Annotated in this window: 22 protein-coding genes and 1 pseudogene; 18 read left to right on the plus strand and 5 right to left on the minus strand. The window is 32.0% G+C overall.

Annotated elements, in window-relative coordinates:
* Positions 1 to 214: 214 nt before the first annotated feature.
* On the minus strand, positions 215 to 2,119 hold the full coding sequence (locus KSU54_RS15525; protein ID WP_003539523.1) for a BglG family transcription antiterminator: 1,905 nt from the start codon (positions 2,117 to 2,119) through the stop codon (positions 215 to 217).
* A 250-nt stretch (positions 2,120 to 2,369) separates the two neighbouring features.
* On the opposite strand from KSU54_RS15525, the gene KSU54_RS15530 reads away from it, so the two are divergent.
* From KSU54_RS15530 to KSU54_RS15560, 7 genes and pseudogenes are all read left to right on the plus strand, one after another.
* Positions 2,370 to 3,701, plus strand: coding sequence for a PTS sugar transporter subunit IIC (locus tag KSU54_RS15530; RefSeq protein ID WP_008792681.1), 1,332 nt, complete (start codon positions 2,370 to 2,372; stop codon positions 3,699 to 3,701).
* A gap of 62 nt (positions 3,702 to 3,763) precedes the next feature.
* Positions 3,764 to 4,183: a zinc ribbon domain-containing protein gene (locus KSU54_RS15535; protein WP_003539527.1), complete on the plus strand. Its 420-nt coding sequence runs from the start codon at positions 3,764 to 3,766 to the stop codon at positions 4,181 to 4,183.
* 16 nt (positions 4,184 to 4,199) lie between these two features.
* Positions 4,200 to 4,664 (plus strand): zinc-ribbon domain-containing protein, encoded by a 465-nt coding sequence (locus tag KSU54_RS15540; RefSeq protein ID WP_003539528.1) that lies wholly within the window; start codon positions 4,200 to 4,202, stop codon positions 4,662 to 4,664.
* A gap of 36 nt (positions 4,665 to 4,700) precedes the next feature.
* Positions 4,701 to 5,627: a type I phosphomannose isomerase catalytic subunit gene (locus KSU54_RS15545; protein ID WP_003539530.1), complete on the plus strand. Its 927-nt coding sequence runs from the start codon at positions 4,701 to 4,703 to the stop codon at positions 5,625 to 5,627.
* An 11-nt stretch (positions 5,628 to 5,638) separates the two neighbouring features.
* Positions 5,639 to 7,057 carry a glycoside hydrolase family 1 protein gene (locus KSU54_RS15550; RefSeq protein WP_003539532.1) on the plus strand — a complete coding sequence of 473 codons (1,419 nt, stop codon included), beginning with the start codon at positions 5,639 to 5,641 and terminating at the stop codon, positions 7,055 to 7,057.
* Positions 7,058 to 7,079: 22 nt separating this feature from the next.
* A pseudogene (locus KSU54_RS19335) lies at positions 7,080 to 7,396 on the plus strand (PTS sugar transporter subunit IIB).
* Between the two features lie 106 nt (positions 7,397 to 7,502).
* The gene (locus tag KSU54_RS15560; protein WP_003539535.1) at positions 7,503 to 7,982 is read left to right on the plus strand and encodes a VOC family protein; all 480 of its coding nucleotides are present in this window, start codon (positions 7,503 to 7,505) and stop codon (positions 7,980 to 7,982) included.
* Positions 7,983 to 8,015: 33 nt separating this feature from the next.
* Here KSU54_RS15560 and KSU54_RS15565 read toward each other — a convergent pair whose 3' ends face one another.
* Complete coding sequence (locus KSU54_RS15565; RefSeq protein WP_003539536.1) at positions 8,016 to 8,792, minus strand: MurR/RpiR family transcriptional regulator; 777 nt, start codon at positions 8,790 to 8,792, stop codon at positions 8,016 to 8,018.
* Positions 8,793 to 9,010: 218 nt separating this feature from the next.
* Between KSU54_RS15565 and KSU54_RS15570 the strand changes: the two genes are divergently transcribed.
* The 4 genes from KSU54_RS15570 (at position 9,011) to KSU54_RS15585 (ending at position 14,184) form a co-directional block, all read left to right on the plus strand.
* Positions 9,011 to 9,955 (plus strand): DUF7916 family protein, encoded by a 945-nt coding sequence (locus tag KSU54_RS15570; RefSeq protein ID WP_003539537.1) that lies wholly within the window; start codon positions 9,011 to 9,013, stop codon positions 9,953 to 9,955.
* Between the two features lie 32 nt (positions 9,956 to 9,987).
* Complete coding sequence (locus KSU54_RS15575; protein WP_003539538.1) at positions 9,988 to 11,439, plus strand: glycoside hydrolase family 1 protein; 1,452 nt, start codon at positions 9,988 to 9,990, stop codon at positions 11,437 to 11,439.
* Between the two features lie 721 nt (positions 11,440 to 12,160).
* The gene (locus KSU54_RS15580) at positions 12,161 to 13,177 is read left to right on the plus strand and encodes a Gfo/Idh/MocA family oxidoreductase (protein ID WP_003539542.1); all 1,017 of its coding nucleotides are present in this window, start codon (positions 12,161 to 12,163) and stop codon (positions 13,175 to 13,177) included.
* Entirely contained in the window at positions 13,177 to 14,184 is a 1,008-nt protein-coding gene (locus KSU54_RS15585) for a Gfo/Idh/MocA family protein (protein ID WP_003539544.1), read from the plus strand. Before KSU54_RS15580 ends, KSU54_RS15585 begins: the two co-directional genes overlap by 1 nt.
* Before the next feature lie 149 nt (positions 14,185 to 14,333).
* Here KSU54_RS15585 and KSU54_RS15590 read toward each other — a convergent pair whose 3' ends face one another.
* Entirely contained in the window at positions 14,334 to 14,987 is a 654-nt protein-coding gene (locus KSU54_RS15590) for a DUF3298 and DUF4163 domain-containing protein (protein ID WP_003539546.1), read from the minus strand.
* Positions 14,988 to 15,343: 356 nt separating this feature from the next.
* On the opposite strand from KSU54_RS15590, the gene KSU54_RS15595 reads away from it, so the two are divergent.
* Positions 15,344 to 16,426, plus strand: a complete 1,083-nt coding sequence (locus KSU54_RS15595) for a metallophosphoesterase (RefSeq protein WP_008792686.1) — start codon at positions 15,344 to 15,346, stop codon at positions 16,424 to 16,426.
* Between the two features lie 81 nt (positions 16,427 to 16,507).
* Here the strand turns inward: KSU54_RS15595 and KSU54_RS15600 are convergent, their stop codons facing one another.
* Both KSU54_RS15600 and KSU54_RS15605 read right to left on the minus strand, forming a co-directional pair.
* Positions 16,508 to 17,380, minus strand: coding sequence for a methionyl aminopeptidase (locus KSU54_RS15600; RefSeq protein ID WP_003539550.1), 873 nt, complete (start codon positions 17,378 to 17,380; stop codon positions 16,508 to 16,510).
* A 74-nt stretch (positions 17,381 to 17,454) separates the two neighbouring features.
* Positions 17,455 to 17,700, minus strand: coding sequence for a GIY-YIG nuclease family protein (locus KSU54_RS15605; protein ID WP_008792687.1), 246 nt, complete (start codon positions 17,698 to 17,700; stop codon positions 17,455 to 17,457).
* Positions 17,701 to 17,812: 112 nt separating this feature from the next.
* On the opposite strand from KSU54_RS15605, the gene KSU54_RS15610 reads away from it, so the two are divergent.
* The 6 genes from KSU54_RS15610 to KSU54_RS15635 all read left to right on the plus strand — a co-directional run bounded on the left by KSU54_RS15610 (position 17,813) and on the right by KSU54_RS15635 (position 25,026).
* The gene (locus KSU54_RS15610; protein WP_003539554.1) at positions 17,813 to 18,733 is read left to right on the plus strand and encodes an AEC family transporter; all 921 of its coding nucleotides are present in this window, start codon (positions 17,813 to 17,815) and stop codon (positions 18,731 to 18,733) included.
* 85 nt (positions 18,734 to 18,818) lie between these two features.
* Positions 18,819 to 19,835, plus strand: a complete 1,017-nt coding sequence (locus KSU54_RS15615) for an oxidoreductase (RefSeq protein ID WP_003539556.1) — start codon at positions 18,819 to 18,821, stop codon at positions 19,833 to 19,835.
* Between the two features lie 109 nt (positions 19,836 to 19,944).
* Positions 19,945 to 21,291 (plus strand): DUF5050 domain-containing protein, encoded by a 1,347-nt coding sequence (locus KSU54_RS15620; protein WP_003539558.1) that lies wholly within the window; start codon positions 19,945 to 19,947, stop codon positions 21,289 to 21,291.
* A 100-nt stretch (positions 21,292 to 21,391) separates the two neighbouring features.
* Positions 21,392 to 22,627, plus strand: a complete 1,236-nt coding sequence (locus KSU54_RS15625; RefSeq protein WP_117792639.1) for a DUF5050 domain-containing protein — start codon at positions 21,392 to 21,394, stop codon at positions 22,625 to 22,627.
* A gap of 9 nt (positions 22,628 to 22,636) precedes the next feature.
* Positions 22,637 to 23,989 (plus strand): UDP-N-acetylmuramoyl-tripeptide--D-alanyl-D-alanine ligase, encoded by a 1,353-nt coding sequence (locus tag KSU54_RS15630; protein WP_003539570.1) that lies wholly within the window; start codon positions 22,637 to 22,639, stop codon positions 23,987 to 23,989.
* Positions 23,986 to 25,026, plus strand: a complete 1,041-nt coding sequence (locus KSU54_RS15635) for a D-alanine--D-alanine ligase family protein (protein ID WP_003539572.1) — start codon at positions 23,986 to 23,988, stop codon at positions 25,024 to 25,026. The genes KSU54_RS15630 and KSU54_RS15635 overlap by 4 nt, the downstream gene beginning before the upstream one ends.
* The last annotated feature ends 153 nt before the right edge of the window (positions 25,027 to 25,179 follow it).

A 25,179-nucleotide genomic window follows, 5' to 3' on the forward strand; every position in this document is an offset into this window, starting at 1 on the left:
TTGTTGATGCCTGGTTAACTGGTGAGTATGAAGGTGGGCGTCATCAAGTTAGAATCGATATGTTGAAAGAAATTGAAGAAAGACAAAAAAGTAAATAACTGTTAGTGAATTGTATTGTCTATTAGTGCCTCCCTGTACTAATAATCTCTGCCATTGATAATATAATTCTTAGCTAAAATAAAGTGTAATGAAAAAACAACAAATGCTTTTAAAGCTATTTGTTGTTTTTGATTACGCTGAGAAACTCTGGATACGATAAGTGAGATAATAATTTTTTTACATCAAGTTCATTATTAGCAACATTTTTCAGCGTATTAAATAAAGTATTATACATAATATTATTATTGTCTAAACATGAAAAGAGGATAATGACCTGCATTTGCTGCTGATCAAACAGGATTGGTTCATTTAAAGTAATTGCGACGATATTGTTATTGGCATTGATTGGTTTATTTAGTTTTATTAGCCCAATCACATTATTGAAAGTGTTCAAAGTATAACGATGCTGTTTATTTAACTCGTATTTGAAAGTATCTTTTAGATTTGGATAAAGACATGTTAATAAATGATAGAAAGTTGAGGCGACGCCCTTTTTGCTTTTGACTTTAACATTGGATGAATATAGATATGGATGAAAATAATAAACAAGGTCTTCATCATTGAATAAATAAGATAAATAGCTTTTGATTCTAATGATATCATCATTAGTAATCATATAACTGGTATTAATTACAGGAATCGATAATTGTTTACGAATCGGTACTGAAGAAATAATTAAGTCATAATTACTTAAGTCCTCCTCATTGATTCGATAATATTGAGTATATTTAGTAATAACTAATTGTGCTGCTAATTCAGTTTCAATCCGATAACGATGTAGTGTAAACATAGAACCACTCATACAATTGATCAATAAAACTTTTTTCTTTTTCTTGTTTTGATTGTTAATAGCATTATTAAAGAGTATTGTAAATGCCGATAATTCACTACGTGATAACTTTATCTTGGAGTGTTGTTGAATCGTTGCTGATGCAATAGATGCTAAATGATATGGTAGAGGATATTCATATTGAATATTTTCATATACCGGGGTACGGATTTTTTCAACATATGCTTGTCTGATCAAAGTATTTTCAATATATAGCGATAGGATTCTAAATAATTTATCAGTATCAAAAGTAATTAATGTTTCTGCTTTGATTCTCGCTAGAATTTCATTAGCAATGGTAATTACGTTATCATCATGAGAAGCAGATAAGCCGCGTGATGACCTTTTACAGATTAATAAAATAGTAATATTTTGAATCTCATATTCATTGAAATCAATTTTAAAACGTTCTTGAACATATTTTCCTAATTCTTTAGCAGTAGCATATTCAAAACGATCCTTGAATTGCTCGAAATTAGCGATTGGGCTATCAATCGTATGATTGATCGTATTCCTTGCAATAGCGATAGAGAAACAAATTAAAAAGTCAATCAAACTAATATCGCTCATAATGATTTGATGCTGATTAATGATCTCAATGATTTGATAATCTGGAGAATTAAAATAGGCATCCAAGAAATCACCAAACATATCTGATTGTGTTAAGTTTTCAAAAACCCAGTCAGCTAAGACTTTTCTTTTTGAAATTTCACTTCCTTGAATACTAATACCGTAATTTGGTTTTTGAATTAAAGTTAAACCATATTTATGAATATCTTTTTTTAAAAGAAGGACATCATTAGCAACAGTTGGTCGACTTACTAATAATTCATTAGCGAAAGTTTCTAATTTAATGTAGCTGGCCTCTTCAATTAATCTTTTTGCAATATAATTTCTACGATCTTTTGGTAAAGTTGGAAAAACATTATTTTCATCACGCTCATTATCATTAATAATGTTTTGCAATCGGCTTAAATCTTTAGAAGACTTTCCTTCGATAAAATAACCTTTTGAAGGCTTGGATAATAAATTAAGGTTTAATGATGACAAAATAACTCTAACGTTACTAATTTCATCACGCACTAAACGACGAGGAATTCCTGTCGAGGTAGCGATATCGTAGGTTGAAATGTAGTCTGGTGAAGCTAATAATAATTGAATAATTTTTAATTCGTTTTTTTTTAGTTTCATATGGTCACTCCCTAGTAAAACTATATCAAAATTAGTAAAAAAAGTAAACGTTTACTCATTGTTTTTTAAGACTTCTATTTTCTAAAAACATTAATAATACCAATGGGTTTGAGGTATTTGTAAATAAAAATGGCATAATTTACGACAGGATAATATATCGAAAAAATAAGTGAATGGGTATACTATATAGATAGACAAAGAGAAAACGTTTACATTTAAAGCGTTTTTGAAAATTAAGGGAGGAAAAAATATGTCTACTGAAAAAAAGTCCTTCATGGACAAAGTATTGGAAAAAGTTGATGTAATCGCTGGACCAATGACAAGATTTGGACAGATCCCATTTGTACGAGCAATCGTAAATGGGATGGTCGCAGCATTACCAGTAACAATGGTTGGGTCAATCTTCTTAGTAGTATACTTATTCTGTTCAGATGGTGGATTGACAACTAAAGCATTAATTCCATTTTTAAAGCCTTGGGCTGATGATCTTGCATTAGTCAATAGTTTATCAATGGGAATTATGGCTATCTACATTATTATCGCTTTCGGGGGAGAATATGCAGAAATTAAAGGATTTAATAAGACTACAGGGGCAGTCGGAGCATTCTTTGCTTTTATGTTATTAAACTATGATTCTGTTGGTAATTTAGTAATCACTGCTAAAGATGGAACTTTAAGTGCTGGAGGCAGTGCTTTCGAAAGTACTTATTGGGGTGGTTCAGGTTTGATTACAGCAATGATCGCTGGAGCAATTGCAATTAATATTATTAATATATGTTTAAAAAAGAATATTGTAATCAAATTGCCTGATTCAGTACCACCTGCTATCTCAGATAGTTTCTCAGCAATTATTCCTTATTTCTTTATTACGATTGTATGTTGGGGAATTAGAACTTTAGCCGGAATCAATATTCCAGTATTGGTTGGAGAAATGTTATTACCAGTCTTAGGAGCGGCAGACAATGTCTTTGTTTATAGCTTGCAGCAATTCTTATCAGCATTGCTATGGATGTGTGGTCTACATGGTGACAATATTACTGGTGCAGTTACTAATGTCTTTACAAATCAATGGCTTGCTGATAACAACACTGCTTTTACTGCTGGAACATTAGTTAAAGATTTACCATATGTTTGGACACCAAACTTATGTCGTCTATCTCAATGGGTATCATCTTGCTGGCCAATTTTAATTTACATGTTTATGTCTAGTAAGAAATTACCTCATTTGAAACCATTAGCAACAATCTGTTTACCACCTGCAATTTTCTGTATTATTGAACCAATTATGTTTGGGTTACCAGTAGTAATGAATGGTTTCCTATTAATTCCATTTATTTTAACTCATACATTAACAGGGGCTTTAACTTATTGGTTAACTAGTATTGGTTTTGTAGGAAAAATGTATATGTCATTGCCTTGGGCAACACCTTCACCAATCTTAGGTTATTTATCTGCTGGTGGTTCAGTTGGTGGTATCATTATTGTATTTATCAATCTAGCAATCGGATTAGTTATCTTCTATCCATTCTGGAAAGCTTATGAAAAAGCTGAAGTTGCTAAAATGAATACTGCAGAGGCATAGAATTAATTAATTAAGAAAACTTTAACAAGTTCTCTTAATTAAAAAATAAGGAGGAACTAATTATGGAATGTCCATATTGTCACAAGGAAATACCACAAGATTCAGCTTTCTGTTATCATTGCGGTAAAGAAATTAGTGCAGATGCACTTAAACAAAAAAACAAATCAAAGTTAAAAAAGAATCCCCGTGAAAATAGCTGGGCTAAATTAGGGATCCTCCTATTTTTTATCGGTTTAATTGGATTGGATTTTATCGCAGGAACAATATTTAGTGCAGTTGGTGGAAATGTAAAGATTCCATATATTCTTAGTTCGTTTGCTTATCTTGGGGCAATCGTTTGTGGTGTATTGTCATTGCGGGTAGATAAACAGGATCGAAAAAAAGGATTCGAACCAAATGGTAATAAAAATTATGCTTGGGTATCGATCGTTATTAGTGGTTTTGTTAGTTTAGTTAATTTTTCACAAGTTATTTTGAAATAGAGAGCAGGTGGATATTATGTATTGTCGAAAATGTGGTGCTGTACTTAAAGATTCTGCAAAATTTTGTGATAGCTGTGGTAGTGAAGTAATTAAAGTTGAACAACGTAGTTATGCTCAAAAATATAATGATAATAAAATAAAACAAAAGATGTCTAAAAAAGATATTGAACGAATGGAAAAGCATCGAGATGAAAAAAATCCATATATTGGTGCAGCTTTATTTGCTTCAGTTTTAGCACTTATTTTAGCTATCGTACCATGGAATTATTTTGGTGATGGAATTGGAACAAGTTTACCAATGCGAATCGTAATCGTTGTTTTTGCTTTGTTAGGTGATTATCATGTCACTAAGGCAAAACAAGTAAATAATTTAATTTATAGTAAATATGGTTTTAGAATCAAAGCTAATATTGTCTCATTAGCTAATTGCTTATCAATCTTTGTAACCGTAATTGGTTTATTTGCTTTGTTTACACTATAGGCATATTAATGCCTATTTTTTATAAGGAGAAAAATTATGGGTGTATTATTTTTTAAACCGATCCCGCGCTTGGCTATATGGGGACATACGTTAGTTAAAGATTATTTTGGCTATCATGATTTTCCGGATGGAGTTGGACAGGCTTGGTCATTTAGCTGCCAAAAAGGGGCTTCAAATATTTGTGAGACTGCACCATATCAAGGAAAAACTTTATTAGAATTATGGCAGGAGCATCAAGAATTATTTGGTCATCCTAATGAACAGTTTCCGGTTATTATTTCGTTAGTAGGACCAGAAGATGATTTAAGTATCCAAGTTCATCCTGATGTAAAAGCGGCTTTAAAGTTAGGTTATCAAGCAGGCAAAAATGAAGCTTGGTATTTTATTGAAGCTGAGCCAGGAGCCAAGATTGTTTATGGACACAATGCCAAAGATGAAGCTGATTTGACTCACTATATCAAGGAAGAACAGTGGGATAAACTGATTCGTCATTTAGAAGTCCATCCTGATGATTTTGTATATCTTCCGGCTGGATTATTACATGCATTAAAAAAGGGGAGTGTTGTTTATGAAATCCAACAGGCTACAGATGTTACTTTCCGTTTTTATGATTATCATCGTAAAGATGCAAATGGCAATGAACGTGAATTGCATTTAAAAGAAGCAATTGAATGTTTGTCTTATGATCAAAAGGAGATGGAAAATAAGCTTACGACTGTAATGACATCATTAGAAAATGGTGAACAAACTGTTTTTATTGATAATGACTCATTTACTGTAACAAAACTAGAACTTACAGGGGAGAATCACTATTATCATGATAATTATCAGTTGGCGACGGTTGTGAGGGGCTCTGGGACTGTTGATGGAGTGCCTATTAAAGTCGGTGATAATTTCTTGATTCCGCAAGGAAACAAAATTGTTTTTGATGGTCATATGACTATTATGATGACAACGAGATAAAGGAGAAGATCATGAAAGAAGAATTTTTATGGGGCGGTGCTTTAAGCAACGTTCAAGCTGAAGGCGCATATTTAGAAGATGGTAAAGGGTTAAATGTTTATGACACTCTAATAGTTACTCCAGAACCCGGGATTGAACCGATGTTTTGTGATACAAAAGTAGCTACTGATCATTATCATCATTATCAAGAAGATATTGATTACATGGCTCAAATGGGATATAAAGCATATCGCTTTTCAGTAGTATGGTCAAGGATTCACCCGCTTGGTAATGAAGAAAGTCCTAATGAAGCAGGGTTAGCTTATTATGAAAAGATGGTCGACTATCTTTTATCAAAAGGAATTGAACCAGTAGTATCTTTAGTTCATTTTGATATGCCGGATTATCTGTTAAAAAACTATAATGGGTTTATGAACAAAGAAGTAATTAACTTTTATGCTCGCCATGTTGAAGCGGTAGTTTCTAGACTGAAAGGAAAAGTTAAATACTGGCTGACATATAATGAAATTAATTTAGCTTATTGTCAAAGTGATCTGGTGGCAGGAGCTTATTTACCAGATGGAATGTCTAAAGCAGAGATGTTCGTACAATTAAATATTAATGTACAAATTGCACATGCTCGTGCTGTAGAGGTAATTAAACGTGTTGATCCACAAGCCAAAGTAGGTGGTATGATTGGGCATGCACCATTCTATCCACTCACTTGTAAAAGTAGTGATATTATTGCTGCAGATTTTAAAAATAAGTTACACAACTATTTTGCTTTTGATACGATGTGTCAAGGAGAACTACCAGATTATTTTAAGCAGTATGCACTAAATAGAAATATAACAATCAGTCTAAATAAAGCTGATGAAGAGGTAATTAAATCAGCATCGACCAAACTGGATTATCTAGCATTTTCATATTATCGCAGTAGTGTTCAGGCTTCATTTGATGAAATTGATGATGTGATTACTTTAGAGGATGCTATTTTATTTGATCAGCGCAATCTTAAAAATCCTTATTATCAAGCAAATGAGTGGGGCTGGCAAATTGATTCACAGGGATTACGATATTCGTTAATTGATTTTTATCATCGATATCATAAACCATTGTTTATCGTAGAAAATGGTATTGGAATTGATGAACAGTTAATTGATCAAAAAGTATATGATGATCAACGTATTGATTATTATCAACAGCATATCAAAGCAATTAAACAGGCTGTTGAACATGATGGTGTTGATTTAATTGGTTATTTAGCTTGGAGTCCAATTGATTTTTTAAGTAGTCATAAAGAAATTAGAAAACGTTATGGATTTGTTTATGTTGATCGTGATTTTGAAGACTTAAAAGATTTAAAACGTTATCCTAAAAAATCGTTTTACTGGTATAAAAAATGTATTGCTACCAATGGTGATGATTTAGAGAATAATATTGAATATTAGGCTAGAGGGGGAATAATGATGAATGTTTTTGTTAGTGTGTGCAACGGGAATGTCAACAAGTCTATTAGTTAATAGAATGAAAGAGACTGCCGAAACAAAAGAAATTGAATTTCAAATCGAAGCCCATCCCGTTGGACAAATTGAAAAATATGGTGAAGCAGCTGATGATATTTTATTAGGACCACAAGTACGTTATGAATTAAAGAATGTTAAAATGAATTAAAGAATGTTAAAAAAATGTTTCTTGATAAACCGGCTGAAATAATTAATATGCAGGATTATGGGACAATGAATGGTGCTAAGGTCTTGGATACAGCTTTAAAATTAGGTGGAAAATAAATAATAAAAATGGTTTGTTTAGATAGTCATGAAATCTATTTTTCCGTTTAAATAGCTTTGATTGTTTTATTTAAACAGACCTTTTTATAAAAATGCGAGGTTAAAAATGAAATTTAATGAAGTGATGCATCTTTCATTTTATACTGATCAGATGGATAAAATGAGAGATTTTTATGAAAATAAATTAGGATTAAAAGCTAAAATAATTATGCGTTATGGGGCTTATCTTGGACAAAAAAGCCGTGGAGCTTGGGCTAAAAAAGCAATTACTGATCCAGATGGGATTGCTTATATTTTTATTGAGTTAGCCCCGGGACAATATTTGGAATTATTTAATAAAGCAGATAACCAGCTAGAACATGAAAAGCCAGATGTTAGACTAGGGTATTCACACTTTGCTTTAATGGTTGATGATATTTTTGAAGCACGAAAAGAGCTGATTGAAGCTGGTATCGAAATTGATATTGAGCCTAATAAAGGTCAATCAGAAACTTGGCAAATGTGGATTCATGATCCGGATGGAAATAAATTTGAAATTATGCAGTATACTGATTTATCTTTGCAGCATCAAGGAAATGTCGGTTAAATAAGACCCTACGGGAGCGTAAGGTCTTGTTTATTATTCTTTGTATTTTTTGTAATAAAGTGAGGTAACGAGAATATCTAAAATATAATGTATCGATAATCCATATAGCATAATATGATGAGGCAGATGATGTGAGGATGAATCAATATACAAGGCTTCATTGCATACAAGTTCTAAAGTTGGGTCGATTTTTCCTGTAATTGCGATGACACGGATTCGTTTTTTTCGGAGTTCATATGCGGCATCGACCATTGTTTGATTTTTTCCCGAGTGACTAACTACGAAAGCTAAGATGTCTCGAGGATCGATGTTATCAATATAGGCAGTATTCAAAGTGTTAAAGCATTGTGCTTTGATACCAATGGTATTTAGTTTTAAACAGGCAGATTGAACTTCTGAATAATTATTGTCATTGGCATAAAAATCAATTTGTTTAGCTTGCAGCATATAATTTATCGTTCGAACAAACGATTCAAAACGAGTTAGTTTTCGAGTTTCTTTAAAAACATGGTCATATATTGCAGGTAGGGTTTCAATTACATCACGAATAGAACTTTTTGAATCAATCCGTATATTTTTCATTTGATCATACATTGTTTTTTCTTGGGTGTAAGTCACTTGAAAATCACTATAGCCTTTAAATCCTAATTTTTGAACAAAGCGAATAAGGGTGGGGGCACTAACTTTGATTAAAGCAGCTAATTCTTTAGCGTTATATTGAAGCACGCAATCAGGCTCTTGTTCTAAATATTCGGAAATAACTTGTTCTTTTTTTGTCAGTTTAATGCTATCGATTAATTCACGAATCATTTTATGCACTCCTTTTTAGGGATTATTTATACTTATATTTTAACATATTAATAGACATAGAGAAAACGTTTTCTCACTACTAATGATATTTTTGAAATTAAATTTCATAATTATTTATATCTTTGAAATTTAATTACAAAATATCTATATATGATTTTTTTAGACTACTTTTTAAATTAAGATTTAGTTGTAAGAAAATAGATATAAGGAGAAAAAAGATGGAACTACATAATCAAGTAACTAGATTGATTAGTGCAAAAGCTAGTAAAATTTCTAATTATACTGGTAGAGAATTAAAAGAAGCAATTTTTAAATCTGAAGGTAGGGTGCTGATGGGACAAACGTATTTAAAAAATCCAATCTTATTTCCTAATTGTACCAGTACCGAATTAATGTTTGCTTTTGGTGCGGATATGGTTTTATTGAATGGTTTTGATTTTTTTCATCCAGCTGATTGTCCTGGCATGCAAGGATTTGATTACCAAGAATTGAAGGATTTAGTAGGTGGTAGACCAGTGGGAATTTATTTGGGGTGTCCTAAAGAAGGGCTTGATTTTAATAACCAAGAGAATTCTCAGTTATACGATCTAGCAGGTATGGTATGTACAAAAGAAAATCTTTTAAAGGCAAAACAATGGGGTGTATCATTTCTCATTTTAGGTGGTAATCCGGGAAGTGGTACATCAATTAAAGATGTGATTAAGTGGACAAAAGAGGCTAGAGCGATTTGTGGTGATGATATGCTGATTTTTGCTGGAAAATGGGAGGATGGCATTAGTGAAAAAGTATTAGGTGATCCACTTGCTGATTATGATGCTAAAAATATTATTAAGCAGTTGATTGAGGCTGGGGCTGATATTATTGATTTTCCTGCTCCGGGCTCACGCCACGGTATTACAGTTGAGATGATTCGTGAATTAATTGAATTTACGCATCGAAATGGGGCTCTTGCTATGAGCTTTTTAAATAGTAATGTTGAAGCAGCAGATGTTGATACAATTCGTCAAATAACGCTGATGATGAAACAAACAGGATGTGATGTTCATGCTATTGGTGATGGTGGTTTTGGTGGTGGAACCTGGCCGGAAAATATTTACCAAATGGCAATCACTTTAAAAGGAAAGGCGTATACTTGGGCGCAAATGGCAACACCAAGAAGATAAAAATAAAAGAAGGCTTAAGGAGGATAATAAAGATGAGTTTTCCAGATAAATTTTTATGGGGCGGTTCGATTAGTGCGGCTCAATGTGAAGGAGCATGGGATGAAGATGGTAAGAGTCCGGTTCAAGTAGATTTCGGTGATCCCGGAACAACAACTAATAATCGTTATATTCATTATTTAAATGCTGATGGTACAAGAGGAAAAATGCGACAATTTGATCATTTACCAAAGGGGGCAAAATATGAATTATTTGATGATGTTAGATATACAAATCATGTAGGGATAGATTTTTATCATCGATATAAGGAAGATATTGCCTTATTTGCTGAACTTGGTTTTACAACTTTTAACACGACGATTTCTTGGGCTAGAATTTTCCCGCATGGTGTTGAAGGTGGAGTAAATCAAGCAGGAGTTGAATTTTATCGTAATGTTTTTAAAGAATGTAGGAAGTATGGAATTGATCCAGTTATAACTTTGTATAAATATGATGAACCAGTCTATTTGGAAGAAACCTATGGTGACTGGACAAATAGAGAGATGATTCATCAGTTTGTTGAATTTGCTAAAGTATGTTTTATTGAATATAAAGATTTAGTCAATAAGTGGTTAACCTTTAATGAAATTAACATTTTGCTTCACTTTAATGTTAAAGAAGGAAAACAGTTTGCTTTTGAAGAATTACATAATCAAATGGTAGCGGCGGCAGAAGCGGTAAAAGCAGCTCATGAAATAGATGAGGAAATCAAAGTTGGTTGTATGATTGCAGGGTTCTGCTGTTATCCATATACGTGTGATCCAAAAGATGTTTTAGGTTCATATAAGTTGTTTCAAGAAAAATTTGCATATTGTGCAGATACGATGGTAAGGGGATATTATCCAGCTTATGCAAAACGTATCTGGAAAGATAATAATGTATCTTTAGAAATTAGTGAAGAAGATAAGAAGATTCTAATGGAAGGTAAATCTGACTTTCTAGCATATTCATACTATATGTCAAATGTATTTACTACGCATGATGTAGAGGGAAACTTAGCAACAGCAGGTGGTCAGGGTAGTTTAGCCAATCCATATTTAGAAGCATCTGATTGGGGCTGGCAAATTGATCCTACAGGTTATGAATATTTTTTACATGTACTGAATGATCGATATCAAGTACCGTTATTTGATGTGGAAAATGGTTTGGGGGCACATGATCAAGTGGAGGATGATGGCTCTATTCATGATGATTATCGAATTAATTATCATCGCAGTCATATAAAGAGCCTAATGAAAGCTCGTGAAGAGGGCGTTAATATTTTTGGTTATACATCATGGGCACCAATTGATTTGGTATCATTTACAACAGGACAAATGGATAAGCGATATGGGTTTATTTATGTAGATATGAATGATGATGGAGTTGGTGATTTACATCGGATAAAAAAGGATTCATTTTATTGGTATCAAAAAGCGATTAAATCGGATGGAAAAGATCTAGATTAAGATGTCTGTTAGAGACATCTTTTTTAAGTATGACGACTTGTCATACATCTAGGGTGAAAGTCCTTTGTGAATGTAGTTGTCGACGAATCACATAGTGCATCGGAAATGTATTTGAGCCGAAGGGCATATACACTTGGATCTAGGCATTAGAAAGCGAAAAGGAGAAGATCACACAAATTATTAGAGGAAGTCTTATCTAAGAAAAATATGATACTTGTCTATAAAAGCACAAGTAGTGTGGATAATGTAGCCAATGATGAAATAAAAGACAAATTGAAACAAGGTCTTACAAACCACAACCTGTTAAAAGTATTGAAATTCCAAAGCCTAGTCATGGTGTTAGAAAACTTGGGGTAAATTATGGTAGAGCAAGACAAATATCATATGCTATCAATTCGTGATAACTAGAACATGTGTTGTGCGTGCTGTAGCAAAAGAAAGGCTAGCACACAATGGACTAGTTAGTTGTTTAGATTATTATTTATTGAGATATAAATTGAAATTTAATTAAACTGCCGTATATGGAACCGTATGGACAGTGGTGTAAGAGAGGGAAAATATTTAAAATTTTCCGCTACTTGATTAATTTAATTTAGTAGTATGAAATTAAATTACAGTACTGTAAATAAATGTATGAAATTCAATTGCAAGAGCTGGAAAATCACTGTTTTATAGGTTTTTTTCATCATAAAATAAACCTATAAAATAGGAGGAAAGAAAGATGTTAAAAGTTGCTTATATTGGGTTTGGTAACAGCGTTTGTCGTTATCATTTACCATATGTTGAAAAAAGAAAAGACTTCATTGATGTAAAGTATATTTATCGTTTAGAAACAGAAATTAATGAAGAAAAAGAGAGCTGGTATCCGGGGATTAAGTTTACTAGTTCAATTAATGAGATTATGGATGATCCTGATGTTAACTTGGTAGTTGTTAATACCCCAGATCGTTATCATGTGGAGTATACAATGCAGGCATTGGATCATGGTAAACATGTTTTATGTGAAAAACCATTTGCAATGACCGCTAAAGAAGCTAAAGATGTATTCGATTATGCTAAAGAAAAAGGTCTAGTAGCAATGGCTAACCAAAATCGTCGTTATGATGCTGATATGCGCACAGTTCGTAAAGTTATTGAATCAGGTGTACTTGGAGACATTGTGGAAATTGAGTCACATTATGATTATTTTAGACCATCAATAGCAAATAATAAAGGTATGGGAATTTTATATGGGTTAGCAGTTCATCCAATTGATCAAATCATTGGTGAATTCGGTAAACCTAATCGAGTTGTATATGACTGTCGTAGTGTTGATAATCCTGGAGTCAGTGATGATTATTATGATTTTGATTTCTTTTATGATGGATTTAAAGCAATTGTTAAAACTAGTTATTATGTAAAACTTGATTATCCACGCTTTATCGTTCATGGCAAAAAAGGAAGTTTCTTAATGCCGGCACTTGGTCATAATTCATCAGAAAAACCTAAACCAGGAGCGATCCATGTATCATTTGATCCATTACCAGAAGATAAATGGGGAACATTGTCTTACATTGATGATAATGGCAATGATATTACAAAAAAAGTACCTACAGAAATTGGGGATTATGGAATTATTTATGACAATTTAAATGATGTTATTGTAAATGGGGCTCATAAATTAGTTGCCGATGAGGAAGTAATAGAAGTTTTAAAAATTATCGAAGAAGCAACTAAAGTAGCAAAGGAGGCTAAATAATGAAGGTCGGAATCGTTGGGGCCGGTATGATCGTTCATGATTTTTTAACTTTTGCTCATGAAGTTACTGGTATGGAGTTAGTTGCTTTATGTGCCACACCGGCTGAAAAAGAAAAAATTGTTGAGATGTGCCAAGCTAACAATATTAAAGCGCATTATACAAATATTGATGTAATGCTGGAAGATAGTGAGGTTGAAGTAGTTTATGTAGCGGTGCCTAATCATTTACATTATGAAATGTGCAAAAAGGCAATTTTAGCCGGTAAACATGTAATCTGTGAAAAACCATTTACTTCTAATCTTAAAGAATTAGAAGAATTGGTTGCTTTAGCAGACACTAATAAAGTTATTATGGTTGAGGCAGTTAGTACCCAATATTTACCAAATACTTTAAAAATTAAAGAGTTATTACCAACACTAGGACAAATTAAGATCGTTAGTGCTAATTATTCACAATATTCATCACGTTATGATGCTTTTAAAGCAGGAGAAGTCTTGCCAGCATTTAATCCAGCCATGTCGGGAGGGGCATTAATGGATCTAAATATTTATAATATAAATTTAGTAGTAGCTTTATTTGGTAAACCATTAAATGTCAATTATGAGGCAAATATTCAAAGAGGAATTGATACTTCAGGAATTTTAACATTAGACTATGATAGTTTTAAATGTGTATGTATTGGAGCTAAAGATTGTAAAGCTCCCGTTGCAACAAATATTCAAGGTGATGCAGGATGTATTACAATTTCTACACCTGCTAATAGCTTAAATGGTTTTAAAGTATTAATGAATAAGGGTAGTGCTAAACAAATGAATAATGAAGGTGATGAGGTTTCTTACAATAATGATAAACATCGGATGTATCATGAATTTGTAGAATTTGTTAAAATGATTGATGAAAAAGATTTTACTCGTGCTAAAAAAATGCAGGAAATTAGTTTGATTACTATTGAGATTGCGACTAAAGCTCGTCAAAGTGCGGGAATAGAATTTGCTGCAGATAAATAATAAAATTGTTAACAATATAGTTTATAAATAATATACCACTTGCTAATTATAAATATCCATGATGTTAGACATGTCGTGGATATTTTTTAAATAAATGATTTACAAATATAAAAGAGGTTAAAATATTATTTAACCTCTAGATTTATCAACTATTTAATAATAAATTCCGGTAATGACATATAACCAGGAGCTATTTCAAATTGATTGAAAACAACAACTACCTGATTATCTTTGTTGATATAAAATGGTTGTTCATTAGTAATCTTTAAATTATTAACCGCTTCATCAAAATACATTAGGTTAGGATATTTTTCTTTATTCTCCGCAATCTGTTGTTGTACAGATTTTTTAACGATATTTTGATAATCTGAACCTAAGAAATGTTCAATATTGTAGACTTCGCCAGTTTTAAGATCTACTGTATAAAATTTCTTTTGTAAATAGCTGTCTGCCATGATTTGGGTGGCATTAATTGAAAATGATATTATTTTATCGTCACTATAGTAGTTTTGGAAAGTAATATCTGCAATTAATTTATGTTCTGTGTTTGGTTCTTTGTCAAATTCTTTAAATTCGTTAGTAAAGTCATCAATTGCCTGGGTAATCAGCTTATTAATAACTTTTTTTACTTTGTCATCTTTAACATTAACAACATGGGGAATCTTGACAGTAACGATTGTACCTTCAGTTTCATAATGTTTCTCTTTTAATAATTGAAGTTTAGCATTATCTTCACTGGCATGAACAGCATTGATACATAATGGTGCAATAATTAGTAAAAAAATCAGGAAACGTTTCTTCATATTTCATCTCTTTCTAGTTGATAAATGTGTTGATAGCTTTGCTATCATTATAGTTTTTACGATAATTTGATAAGTTATTCAAACTAAAATTTTCTTGTTAAGGAAATATGATTTATTAATTATTTTTAGTAATATGTTGGGTAATAAAAAGAGAGTACGGTAAAAATAGAGAGTAGGATAAAGCTGGTAATGTTTAAGACTGTTTGGAATATTTTTGTTGTTTGTTTAGTAAATTATGTTGTTATATGCTCTTTTTATTTTGTTAGAATATAAATATGTGAAGATATGTGTTTTATAAAAATTACTTGACCTGAAGCATACTTCAGCGTGTATTCTAAATTAAAAGGAGGGATTTTATGTACTTATATATGGGTTTGCTTGCGGTTATACCCGGTATTATTTATTTTACTTTTTTTATTAACCGTTTATTACGAACGATTTTAAATATTCATACTAATTGGTTCCTCATTATTATAATTGGATTAGTGATAATGGTGCTATCAATTCCAGCAATGAACACGTTGGAGTTATATGGGGTTATTTATTATCATTTATTAGTTGTCATGTTGTTGTTTGAGCTATTAAATCTAGGCTTAAAAAGATTCCCGATTTATCGGATTTCATTTACTACTGGTATTTTGGGAATAGTAGTTACGGCGTTATTTTTAGGTTATGGCTACTATAATATTAAACATGTTGTAGCTACAACATATGATCTAAAAAGTGATAAAGTTGAGGATCTTAAAATTCTTGAAATTGCTGACTTACATATGTCAACATCATTAAGTGTTACGGAGCTACAAAAATATTGTGATGAAATGAGCCAGCTGAATGCTGATTTAGTAGTTTTAACAGGGGATATCTTTGATGAAAATACCCCATTAGATGATATGGTTAATGCTAGTAAGGCGCTAGCATCGATCAATAATCAACAAGGAATCTACTATGTTTATGGTAATCATGACAATGGCTCTCATGCTTTTAGCGATAGTGAATTTGGTCCTGAAGATGTTCGTGCTACGTTGGAGAAAAATGGAATCGTTGTATTGGAAGATGCAGTAGTTAGCTTAGACAATATAAATATTATTGGTCGAAAAGATGCAAGTTTTTGGGGTACAAATCCTCGTTTGTCAACTAGTCAATTATTAGAGATGATTCCTGAAAATAAACGTGGTAACTACACGATCATGCTCGATCATCAGCCTTTAAACCTTGATGAAAATGCAGCTCTAGGAATTGATTTACAATTATCTGGGCATACTCATGGTGGACAATTGTTCCCTATGGGAATTGTTCAGTCATTGACAAGTGATACGTTGATTCGTGGACAAAGGGATATTGGTGATTTTACAGCAATTACGACGACAGGAATAGCGGGATGGCGTTATCCAATCAAAACAGGTGCTCCTAGTGAGTATGTAATTATAAATATAAAATAAAAGACCTCCAAACTGAAATGAATCCCATTATTTAGGTGTCTAATCTAAATAATGGTGGTTCACTTCAAATCGGAGGTTTTATTATTTTGAAATAATTTCAATACCATCTTCAGTCACTAACAACGTATGCTCCCATTGTGCTGAAAGTGATTCATCATCAGTATAAACAGTCCATTCATCTGACTCATCAACATATACTTCACGACCACCAAGATTTAACATTGGTTCAATTGTAAAGACCATTCCTGGGACAAGGGTAACAGTAGGCACATTTGGCTCAAAATGGAAAACATAAGGATCTTCATGAATCGCTAAACCAACACCATGACCACAAAATTCTCTAACAACACTATAACCCATAGCTTTAGCAAATGTTTCGATTGCTTTACCAATGTCGCCAACACAACTTTGATAGGGGATAACACTAGCCATACCGAGTTCTAAAGCCTTTTTTGTATCGCTGACTAGTTTTTTAGCTTCATTAGAAACTTTACCAATCATAAACATTCTAGAAGCGTCGGCATAATAACCATTCAGCATGGTTGTAGCATCAACATTTACAATATCACCTTCTTGTAAAATAGTTTGCTCATTAGGAATACCATGACAAACAACATCGTTGATCGAGACACAAATATGTTTTGGATAACCCATATATTGATAATCAGCACAAACTGCTCCATATTTGGCAGTATATTCCTTTGCCATAACATCAATTTCTTCAGTTGTCATTCCAACTTTGATATTTGCTTCAATATAGTCTAATAAACCTGAGTTTATTACTGCGGCTTTTTTAATTCCCTCAATTTGCTCAGGCGTCTTTATCATTTTATGGGTTGGAATTTTTTTTCCTTGCTGCTTTAATTGCTCTAATTTTTCATCAAATGCTAGATGGCATTTTTTGTATTTTTTTTGACTGCCGCACCAGCATAAATCATTTCGGTTTAATTTCATATTTTGCCTTCTTTCTATATGAATCTAGTATAACACGTTATTCTTTAATTTCCAAAGAAATTACTTAGCCTATGCTAACTGTTGATTAATAATTCTTTTTCTTTACGTGTCATTTGCTTAATAGCGTATTCCCGTTTCAACGCAAGGCTTTTTTCAGTATACTCCTCAAAGTAAACCAGTTCAACGGGGCGACGAGCTTTGGTATATTTTGCACCTTTGCCATGATTATGAGCATTGATTCGCTTTACTAGATCAGTTGTCCAGCCTGTATAGAAAGTATTATCCTGACATTTGACGATATAGACGTAGTTTGTTTTCATTATTTCACCCTTACTTTTATTGTTTATATTATAACTAATTATAGGAATAATGGTAAGTTTTAGATGACGTGTCAAGAAAATTAGTTTAAGATATCTTCAAAGAGGTGTTATTGTGGTTGATTTTAATAATTTAATGGATTTACAATTTGAAATATTTATTTTAATGATAATTGGATATATTTTAAGAAAGACAAATATTATTTCTAAAGAGCATCGAAAGAGCTTGACGGATTTAGTAATATATATTGTACTGCCGGCTAATATTATTTACTCTTTTATGATTAAAATGGATACTCAAATCATCAAGAGTGGTCTAACAATTTTGATTGTTTCGATTATTATTCAGTTTGCTTGCCAAGTATTTGGAAAGTATTTCTTTATTAAGGCAACAAAACGACAACAAAGTGTTTTACAATACGGAACGATCTGCTCCAATGCTGGATTTATGGGCTCACCCTTGATTCAAGGCCTTTATGGATTAGATGGATTATTATTTGCTTCCATTTATTTAATTCCCCAAAGAATTGTAATGTGGTCTGGTGGGGTTGCATGTTTTACTAATGCTAAAGGTAAAGATGTTATTAAGAAAGTAATTACACATCCTTGCATTATCGCAGTATTTATTGGCCTGTTTATTATGATTGGCCAAATTCAATTACCAAGTTTTTTAAAAGTATCAATCCAGTCACTTAGTAATTGTACGATGGCTTTATCAATGATTGTAATAGGTGGAATCTTGGCAGAAATCAAAATTAGAGATGTTATAAATAGATTGACCCTCTACTATAGTTTTATCCGTTTGATTTTAATTCCTTTATTGGTCTTATTTAGTTGTGCAATAGTTAATCTACCACCATTAGTAACTGCAGTAGCAACAGTTTTGGCGGGAATGCCAGCAGGAAGTACGACAGCAATTTTGGCTGAGAAGTATGATGGAGATTCAAATTTGGCAGTAGAAATTGTCTTTTTATCAACAGCGCTATCATTACTTACAATTCCGTTATTATGTTTGGTTATTAATATGGTTGTTTAAAATCATCTTTTCAATTATCGTAAAAAATATAATTAATGATTAGAATATAGTACAATATGATATATCAAAGTAGAAGGAGAAGATTATGTTAACAATGGGATTTATTGGCAATGGTAAAAGTACTAATCGTTATCAATTGCCATTTGTACTGACAAGAAAAAATATTAAAGTAAAAACTATTTATGCTCGAAATTTAAATAAACATGATTGGTCACGTGTTGCAGGAATAAATTATACTGATGATTTAGATAGTCTATTAAACGATCCAGAGATTCAGCTGATTAGTGTTTGCACTCGTCATGATAGTCATTATGAGTATGCTAGAATGGTTTTAGAACATGGTAAAAATTGTTTGGTTGAAAAGCCTTTTATGAAAAATAGTGCTGAAGCTAAAGAAATATTTGCATTAGCTAAAGAAAAAGGGTTATTAGTGCAATGCTATCAAAACCGTCGTTATGATTCTGATTTTTTAACAGTTCAAAAAGTGATCGAAAGTGGAAAATTAGGTAATTTATTAGAAGTAGAAATGCATTATGACTATTATCGTCCGGAAATACCACTAAATGTTCATGAATATGTTGGGTACAATGGATATTTATATGGTCATGGATGTCATACTTTAGATCAAGTAATTTCTTATTTTGGTAAACCTGAAAAGATTCATTATGATGTAAGACAATTATTAGGATCAGGACGAATGAATGATTATTTTGATTTGGATCTATATTATGGAACACTTAAAGTTTCAGTAAAGTCAAGTTATTTTAGAGTAAAAGAACGTCCTAGTTTTGTTGTTTATGGTGATAAAGGATGCTTTGTTAAAGCGACAAAAGATCGTCAAGAAGAACACCTCAAGTTATTTTATATGCCGGGGTCACCAAATTTTGGAATTGATCGTCCTGAAGATTATGGAACGTTATCGTATTATGATGATGCAGGTGTTTTTCATGAAGAAAAAGTCATCTCTGAAGTAGGGGATTATGGAAATGTTTTTGATGGCTTATATGAAAGTATTATTGAGGGTAAGGAACCTCGGGTCAAAGATGAACAAACTTTATTGCAAATGGAAATATTAGAAACCGGAGTTAAAATGTGTAAGTAAGAAGATACGACAGTATCTTTTTATTTTTGATAAAAATTATTTATATTATTTGGCTGATTGACTCTAAATAGGGGCATGGTACAATATAATTAATAGGGGGTGAGGTACAATGAGATGTGATAATTGCGGAAATGAGTATAAAAATAGTTTAAAATGTCCGTTATGTGGTCATCGTCAGGGGAAGATAAGTCATTGCTCAGTTTGTGGAGCGGCAATACATTTTGGTCAACCACGATGCCCTAATTGTGGGAATCCAACAAAGTATGAAAAGAAGACTGATGTCACTAAGAAGTACGCCAGTAGTTTTAACATAAATAATTCAACAAATAATAAAGACTGCGATAAACATAGTGAAAAAAGCCATGTTTACCACCAACAAGAGATGTATGATTACAAATCAAGCAATAATGAAATCAAACAACGTTTAGAAGAAGCTAGACAGCGAATTAACAGCATGGGCTTTCCAATCATAAAAAAGAAGGCTGCTAATAATGAAGAAAAACTAAGAAATATTATAGTTGGAATTGTAGTGATATTGATTGCAGGAGTAACTATTTTCGGGCAAATTTTTAAAAATTCGAATGATCAACGGGATTATCAAGAATTATCAACATTACAATTATTTGATAGTAATAGCAGTATAACGCAAGAGGGAAATTTAAAAAATGGTGGTTATGCTTTTTTAACGGATTCAAATATTTATTTTGGGATGGATTATCAAATATATCAAACAGAACGGAATTTTAGTAACTTTAAATCGCTTGTAGATGACGGAGAAAGGTATATTTATAGTACTGATGACTATCTTTACTATGAACAGTATGGAAGATATGCACGTTATGATATGAAAAGTGGTGAATTGACAGCCCTTTTTGAAATGGATAATGTATTACCAATAGATAAAAATAAGTTCCTATATACTAAGTATGATGAAGAGGGACTGTTTATATATGATGAGGTAAGTGCAACATCAATAAAAATCATAAGCGATGAAATTTCAGATTATAGTTATGACATGCAAGATAGTTTAGTTTTTTATACAACAATTGAACATGATTATATTCAGGCTATTGATTTGGCCGGAAATAAATTATCACAATTTAATTTATCTAGTACTGGGAAAATTTATGTGAGTGGAGATTTGCTTTATTATCAAGATTATCAAGGCGTACATTGTTATAGTATTGCTGATGAAAATGATGAACTGCTTGTTGAAGGTGAGGTTAATAATTATATCGTTACAAATAATACAATTGTATATACTAACTATGATGATGATTTAATGACTAGTGATGGGCATATTGTATCGATTGATTATGATGTAACTGTATTTAATGTAATAGGCAATTATATTGTGTATAGTACAGGAAATGGTGATGAGTATTTAAAGCAGTGGTATATAAATGATTTTTATGATACGGCTATCGCTAAATTGAATAATAATGAAGAAGAATAGACTAAGCTTATTGAAGCGAAGTCTTTTCTTTTACGCTAATAACACGCTTTTTTTTACTTTGGTGATATGGTAAAATGTAGGCATTAAAGTAGGTGACTAAATGGAAAAGATTAAAAGATGTAGAAAATGTGGAGCGCGATTATTAGAACATGAAAAAAGATGTCCTGTTTGCGGAACGCCGGTAGGGTTAGATAAAGAAGTAGATATTATAAAGGAAGAACAGATTATTGAACCTGAAAAAGTCGATGAGTTTATTGCAGCTGATAAGACTGAACAAACATTGCTTAAGTCTAATGAATCAGCGCAAAATTATTGGCGTAGTAAGAAAATTTGGGCTGTTTTTATTGTTTTAATTGTAGTGACGACAGTAATGCGTCAATATGTTATTAATAATCCGATTAAGCTGGCAGAGAATGATAATTCAAACACAATCACTAATGATTATAGTGATAGTAAAATATCAATCAATAAAAATACAGGTAAATATAGTCAAGCGACAAATATTAATTATTTAGGGATTAGTTATGTTAATGATAATGCTGTTTATTTAATGATGAATTCTGAATTATTGAAATATGATCGTAGTTTTAATAATCGCGAACTTGTTTTGGAACAAGCAGTTACTGTTTTTAGTGAAGATGAGCAGTGGTATTATTATCTTGATGAAAATAATGATTATATTCGAATGGATAAAAAGACAAAAGCAGAAGATATTTTATTAAAGAATGTATATTATGTACATAATCTTGGTGATAAAGTCTATTATCAAAATGATAGTGATGGTGAAACAATTCATTGTCTTGAATTAGAGACAAATCAGGATCATAAGATTAGTGATGAGGTTTCTTATAGTATTGTTGTTGATGAGGAAAAAGGTAGAATTTTTTATATTAATAAAAATAATGAATTAGTTTCGATTGCATTGGATGGCAGCGACAAGAAGAATCTTGCCAATAATACTAATGTTTATACTTATGATGGTGAATATTTATATTATATAAATAATGATGGGCTAGTTAAAAGTGATTTAGAAGGACAAAGTAAAGTTATTTATGAAAGTAATAATTTATCATTAGTGAACCTGGTTGAGAAGAAATTAGTTATTCAAGATAAGAATATTATTTATACGATGGATCTTGATGGAAAAGATAAAAAGAAGTTATATACGATGGATATTGGAGGCAGTCTGACATTTGAGGTTGTAGGTGATAAGCTGCTGGTGTTAACTAAAGGAAACTCAGATAGTGTGATTGGATATGAAATTGTTGGTTTTGATGGGAAGCGCCATATTTTAGATGATGAAAATCAACCAACGATTAAAGGTAATGAGTTCTAGGGGGATGAAATGAAAGTAAGTGAGATAGTAATTGCTACCGGTGGGAAACTTATTAGTGGTGATGAAACAATGGAAATAACAGGTTTTAGCCAAGATAGTCGTCAAGCTGAGGTCGGGATGATGTATATTCCAATTATTGGTGAACGCTATGATGGCCATGATTTTATTGAAAGTGCATTTACAAATGGTGCCAGCGCTATAATTACTGATCGGTTGATTGAAGATGATAAGCATGTTGTTATCTTAGTAGATAATACGTTAAAAGCTTTGCAAAAGATGGCTCATTATTTACGGAAACATCGCAAGGTCAAAGTTGTTGGAATTACTGGGAGCGTGGGTAAAACAAGCACACGTGATATGGTTTATAGTGTTGTTAAACAGCAGTATAAGACATTGAAAACAGAAGGTAATTATAATAATAATATTGGCTTGCCATTGACAATCTTGAGATTAAAAGATGAGGAAGTGATGATTTTAGAAATGGGTATGAATCATCTTAATGAAATGGAAGAGTTATCACGAATTGCTTGTCCGGATATTAGCGCGATTACTAATGTTGGAACAGCACATATTGGAGAATTAGGAAGTCGTGAAAATATTCTAAAAGCAAAATTAGAAATTGTTGCGGGAATGAGTGACGGCAGTACATTAGTAATTAATGGTGATAATGATATGCTGTCAACGGTTCGATTTGATAATTTCAAGGTTGTTAAAGTCGGTGTTGATTGCGCTGCTGTTTTTAAAGCTGAAAAAGTTATTTTAATGGATGATCATAGTGAATTTACAATCAATTATAATGGGAAGGTCTATCAAGTTGTTGTCCCAGTACCGGGGAATCATTTTGTTTTAAATGCTCTTGTTGCGATTGCGATTGGAATAAATCTAGAAATTCCAATGGAAAAATGTATTCAAGGAATTAGTCAATTTGAATTAACTAAAAAACGGATGGATGTAATTGAATTAAAAAACAACATTACCTTGATTGATGGCACATATAATGCTAGTGAAGATTCAATGAAATCAAGTATTGACGTATTGGCTACGTATTCGCGTAGAAAAATAGCTGTATTAGCGGATATGTTAGAATTGGGCGAATTCAGCGAGCAATTGCATCGAAGTGTTGGTAAATATGTAGCGGAAAAACAAATTGATGTGTTAGTTGCGGTTGGCCGAGAAGCTAAGTTTATGAGCGATAGTGCTGCTTTGTCAGGGATGGCAGAGATTTATTATTGTAATAATAATCAAGAAGTGGTAAATTATTTAAAGAATAATTTACAAAATGATGACGTTGTCTTATTGAAGGGCTCAAATGGAATGAAATTAAAAGACGTTGTCACCAAAATAGAGGAGAAATTTTCATGAAACAAAAATTATTGGTTTTATGTGGGGGACAATCAAGTGAGCATATTGTTTCAAGAATGTCTTGTACATCGGTATTAAACAATTTGGATGCGAATAAATACGAAATCACCTTAGTTGGGATTGATTTAGATGGTGGTTGGCATTATCTTGATGCGAAGCAGACAGATTTAGCTAAAAATACTTGGTTAGATAACAGTAGCATGGTTGAAGATGTTTATGGATTATTAAAAAATCAAGATGTAGCATTTCCAGTATTACATGGAATGTATGGTGAAGACGGAACAATTCAAGGTTTATTTGAATTAGCAAAATTACCTTATGTTGGCTGTCGGGTGATGGGCTCTAGTGTAGCAATGGATAAAATCTATACAAAAAAGATTTTAGATACAGTAGGTGTTCCGCAAGTTAAATCAGTATATGTGAAAAAACGTTATGACGAAAAATTAGTTGTAGTAACAAATACTTTTGATGAGATTGAAGAAATTGAAGACTATATTGTTAGAGAATTAGGAATGCCTTGCTTTATTAAGGCTAGTCGTTCAGGTTCAAGTGTTGGATGTTATCGTTGTGATAATCAGACTGAATTGATTGGGAAATTAAGTGAGGCAGCTAAATATGATCGTCATGTCGTAGTTGAGGAGTGCATAGACTGTATTGAGTTAGAAACAGCTGTATTAGGTAATGATGATGTAATTGTTTCACGAGTCGGTCAAATCATGCCTCATGGTGAGTTTTATACGTTTGAATCGAAATATGAAGATGAAGAAAGTAAAACGTGTATTCCGGCTCTGGTAGATGAGCAAATCCAAGAACAAATTCGTCAATATGCAATTAAAGTTTTTAAAGCTGTTGATGGTCATGGCTTAAGCCGAGTTGATTTTTTCTTAGATAAAAAAACTAATAAAATTTATTTGAATGAAATTAATACAATGCCAGGATTTACTAAGATTTCAATGTATCCACAATTAATGAATGATTTCGGGATCACTTATCCGGAATTATTGGATCGCTTGATTGTCTTGGCCTTACAAAAATAAGAACTTGTTTTGAACTGAACTTCCCAAGTAGGACAGTTTATAAATAGTTTCTAATTAGAGGATTGTCACCTGTAATTCACAGGTGACAATCCTTTTAATTACCTGTTCAAATTGAAAATTTGAACATATAGACTTAAGTCAGTTGAGCATACG

It is taken from the genome of Erysipelatoclostridium sp. MSK.23.31, assembly GCF_019125875.1.
GTDB lineage: Bacteria > Bacillota_I > Bacilli_A > Erysipelotrichales > Coprobacillaceae > Thomasclavelia > Thomasclavelia ramosa.